Here is a 3,961-nt window from a genome sequence, read left to right on the forward strand (position 1 = left end):
CTTTTAGCTCTCTCCTTCAACCACGAACCACCCCTACTTATGCAACAAGGCCATACAATTGAATCCAGGAGAATGTATTCCAAAATATACTTTTTCCTATAATAGAAATCCGAGAGCCTGCACCTTCACAAGAACTACTTATTTTTGGAAATAGCCTATTTCTAAGAAAACCCTGCTCTCTTACATGAAAAGTATTAGTAAAAAAATTTGACTTTTTAAAAAATTCTGAATATATACACCCCCAGAAGAAGATTTTTATTCAAAAAAAATCCAAAAATATTATAAAAAGGTATAACAATGAAGAAGACAACAACAAATTTTTTGGGCTATATGGCCCTGGCCACTTGTTTGCAACAAATCGTATGCATGGGGAATGTATATGCTGCCGCACAAGATATTCCACAACCAAGACTTTCTACCACTATGAAAGCTAGAATGCCTTTATTCGGACTAACTCCTGAGGTTCACAATCATATTATGAAAAGGCTTCTTGACGAAAGTGCTGACCAAGCTTCATTGCATAGCTTGTTATCACAACAAGGAAGAGCTAACGATATGGCGCTGGTGCTGAGTGATGCATACCTAAAAGCGGAACCCCTTATGCAGACGGTTGCAGCCTATGTTGCTGCCCCTAAAGAAACAGTCGCACAATCCATATCTTCGCTTTCTGCACGATCTGAAGCTCATGAAAACCTAGGATCTATAACCTCTGCTGACCTTCATGCATTTAAAAATTTATTAGGATCTCAACACATTGAAGCACCTCATAAAGACGCAATTAGACCAATTGTAGAGGGTCTAGACATTATCATCTCCCGCTCCCACGCAGCAGCGGTTGAAGAAGACCAGGCTCTTCAAGCATCATTAAAAACGCAGCTGTCTACCTTAAAAAACCATTTCAACCCAGACCAAGATACGCTGCTAACTTTGGAGCGTCAGATTGATGAGAGAAAAGATGCTACCGAAGAATTTGATGATATTCTTGCTGAAAATCAGAATCCTTTGGTAGTTTCCCAACAAATTCCTATAGATTTCCCTCCACTATCTGAATTTTCATCTCCCATCCCTACAAACAAGAATTTAGAACTTCAAGAACCAAGCATCTCATTTCAATTTAACGTTCGTGACAACGAGCTGAAAACCTTAGAAAGTATCTGCATAATACTTAATAATCTACGCGCTTCACTAAAAGGATTAAAAGGTCCCACAATAGAAGGGCTGCAACGATGCATTCACTGCGCAATAAACCAATTGCCTGTGTTTGTCGACGAAGATATGGAAGCACGATCTACGATTCAGGAACTTTACACCTGGCTTTCAGAAAAGAGGACTCAAAAAGCAACAGATGTAAGTATATTTAAAAAACAAGTAAGGACACTGCTAAAAAACAAACTTAAAACTTTGCAGCTCTTTAAACTGCGCCTAGAATTGTTATCCCAAGAAATTGATTCTCCAAAGAAGGGGGCCATCCATAAATTATCGCCTCTAAAACCTGTTGAGAATATCAGAAAAGATTCTCTCTCAAGTGCACCGTCAGCCTTAAAAATCAAAACAACACACACTCCTCATCAACCTGTAAGATCTTTTTCTCTTAGAAGATGGCTTTGGGGATAACCTGAACTGCCTAAAACCTGTCCCTTTCGCATTATCCTTTAGGCCCAAAGGACAGAAAGATCCATAAAAAAAGCATCATGAGGACTGAGCAAAAAAAACTTGACTTATAAACAGAAGACACATATAGGAGATCCTAGATGAAGATTTTTTCCAAAAAGATCTGTCGTGATTTCTGTTCTAGATGAATCTAGAGCTGTTGTAAGCGGGCTCATTCCGATAAGGGTGCAGTCTAGGTGTTCTTGGGGCTAGTTTCAAAACCTGGCTTTTAAGGGTTGTAAAAATAAACATGTGGTGAAGAAAAATGATTAAGAAAATTTTATTAGTATCTAGTATTGCAGCTCTTTCAATGACAGCGAACGCGGAACATAAGAATGGCTTTTATGCCGGCGCAGGACTTGTGGGTGTGAAACCGGCGGCTGCAAAAGCGAGAATCATGGCAACCAATCTTGCGGGAGGAACAAATATAGGAAACGGCACAGGAAAACTGTCTAATCCTTTTTCTGTATCTGGTCGCTTGTTGGGTGGATATCACCACAAATGGAGCGATATGTTTACCGAAACAGAGCTTTATGTTCAATCAAACGATCGTGATCAAAAAGTAACGGTGCCCGTAATTAATACACCAGCTGGTCTGCCGGTTTCTACGGGAGGCGCTGTTATAAAGTTAAGACGCAACTTCACTTTGGGAGGTGCTCTAAAAGCAGGGTATTATGCGACAGATAATTTGGGTATTTTCTTGAGTACAGGTCTTTTATATAGCCAATTTCAAACACGTATGCAAGGAGCTAGCCAAGACGCGGTTAAAACAGCTCAGAAACAAAATGTTTGGGGAGCTTCCATTGGAGGTGGCATTATAAACCATCTTTCCAACTCTTGGCTTCTAAAAGCTGAATATGCCTACGAAGGATATAAAAAAATCAAAACTAAATCTTTACAATCTGAATATAACCTTGGCGTAGGAGAAAATGAATTGGAGTCTTTGAATACTAAGATTCGATACCACTCTGTGGCCCTGTCACTTTCTTATATATTTTAGTTACCAATATTTTTCAGAAAAAGGAGTTTAAAAATGAAGAAGACAACAACAAATTTTTTGGGCTATATGGTCCTGGCTACTTGTTTGCACCAAATCGTTGATATGGGAAATGTATATGCTGCGGCACAAGATATTCCACAACCAAGACTTTCTACCACTATGAAAGCTAGAATGCCTTTATTCGGACTAACTCCTGAGGTTCACAATCATATTATGAAAAGGCTTCTTGACGAAAGTGCTGACCAAGCTTCATTGCATAGCTTGTTATCACAACAAGGAAGAGCTAACGATATGGCGCTGGTGCTGAGTGATGCATACCTAAAAGCGGAACCCCTTATGCAGACGGTTGCAGCCTATGTTGCTGCCCCTAAAGAAACAGTCGCACAATCCATATCTTCGCTTTCTGCACGATCTGAAGCTCATGAAAACCTAGGATCTATAACCTCTGCTGACCTTCATGCATTTAAAAATTTATTAGGATCTCAACACATTGAAGCACCTCATAAAGACGCAATTAGACCAATTGTAGAGGGTCTAGACATTATCATCTCCCGCTCCCACGCAGCAGCGGTTGAAGAAGACCAGGCTCTTCAAGCATCATTAAAAATGCAGCTGTCTACCTTAAAAAACCATTTCAACCCAGACCAAGATACACTGGAAACTTTACAGCGTCAGATTGACGGTTTGCAAGCTGCACTTGATGAAAAAACTACATCCTTTCAAATAAAAAATCATGAATTGGCAGGACTTCAGACAGAATTAGACCACATTCAAGGGAGGTTAGATCTACTTTATGTCCGCCAAGATATATTCGACGTTCTGGGTCAAGTTTACAATTATGGGACTCCTGAGCAGGAAAACGAAGCCCACGTACTTCTAACTCATACCAATCTCTCGAACGCTTTGAGTATCGTTTTAGATTGGATACAAAGGAATCCCGTCGCAGAGGATGCGGCCCAGGTTCCAGCTGATGACATCGAAGTTGCTATAAGACGCTTAACTGATCTTATCGTTCAAATCGATGCGGCCGAAAACCTAAATGCTTTTCCTGATGCCTTCATCCCTCAGGCCTCGGCCATTCTAAAATCTGATGCATTAAGTTATCTAGTAAATGTAGCTAGCGAAGAAGACCAAAGACTTTCAGTTGAAATCAACCAAACTCTCTCTGAAATGGAACCTCTTCGAGCCCAAATTGTCTCTGTTCAAACAGAAGTAACCGCGTTACAAATACAACTAGAGGAGACAAGGGCTTCTCTTGAAGCTGCTGAACGTGAACAAGCTGACCGTATAGCTCGTGAAGCTGCTGAACGT

Annotated in this window: 3 protein-coding genes; all 3 read left to right on the top strand. The window is 40.3% G+C overall.

The window, feature by feature from the left end:
* Nucleotides 1–297: 297 nt before the first annotated feature.
* Nucleotides 298–1,614, top strand: a complete 1,317-nt coding sequence (locus WCG05_05630) for a hypothetical protein (protein MEI8321459.1) — start codon at nt 298–300, stop codon at nt 1,612–1,614.
* A gap of 301 nt (nt 1,615–1,915) precedes the next feature.
* Nucleotides 1,916–2,650, top strand: a complete 735-nt coding sequence (locus WCG05_05635; protein MEI8321460.1) for an outer membrane beta-barrel protein — start codon at nt 1,916–1,918, stop codon at nt 2,648–2,650.
* A 33-nt stretch (nt 2,651–2,683) separates the two neighbouring features.
* Nucleotides 2,684–3,961 (top strand): hypothetical protein (locus WCG05_05640; protein ID MEI8321461.1); only part of this gene is annotated, 1,278 nt, incomplete at its 3' end.

Source organism: Alphaproteobacteria bacterium (assembly GCA_037146715.1).
Classification (GTDB): domain Bacteria; phylum Pseudomonadota; class Alphaproteobacteria; order UBA7879; family UBA5542; genus JBAWWO01.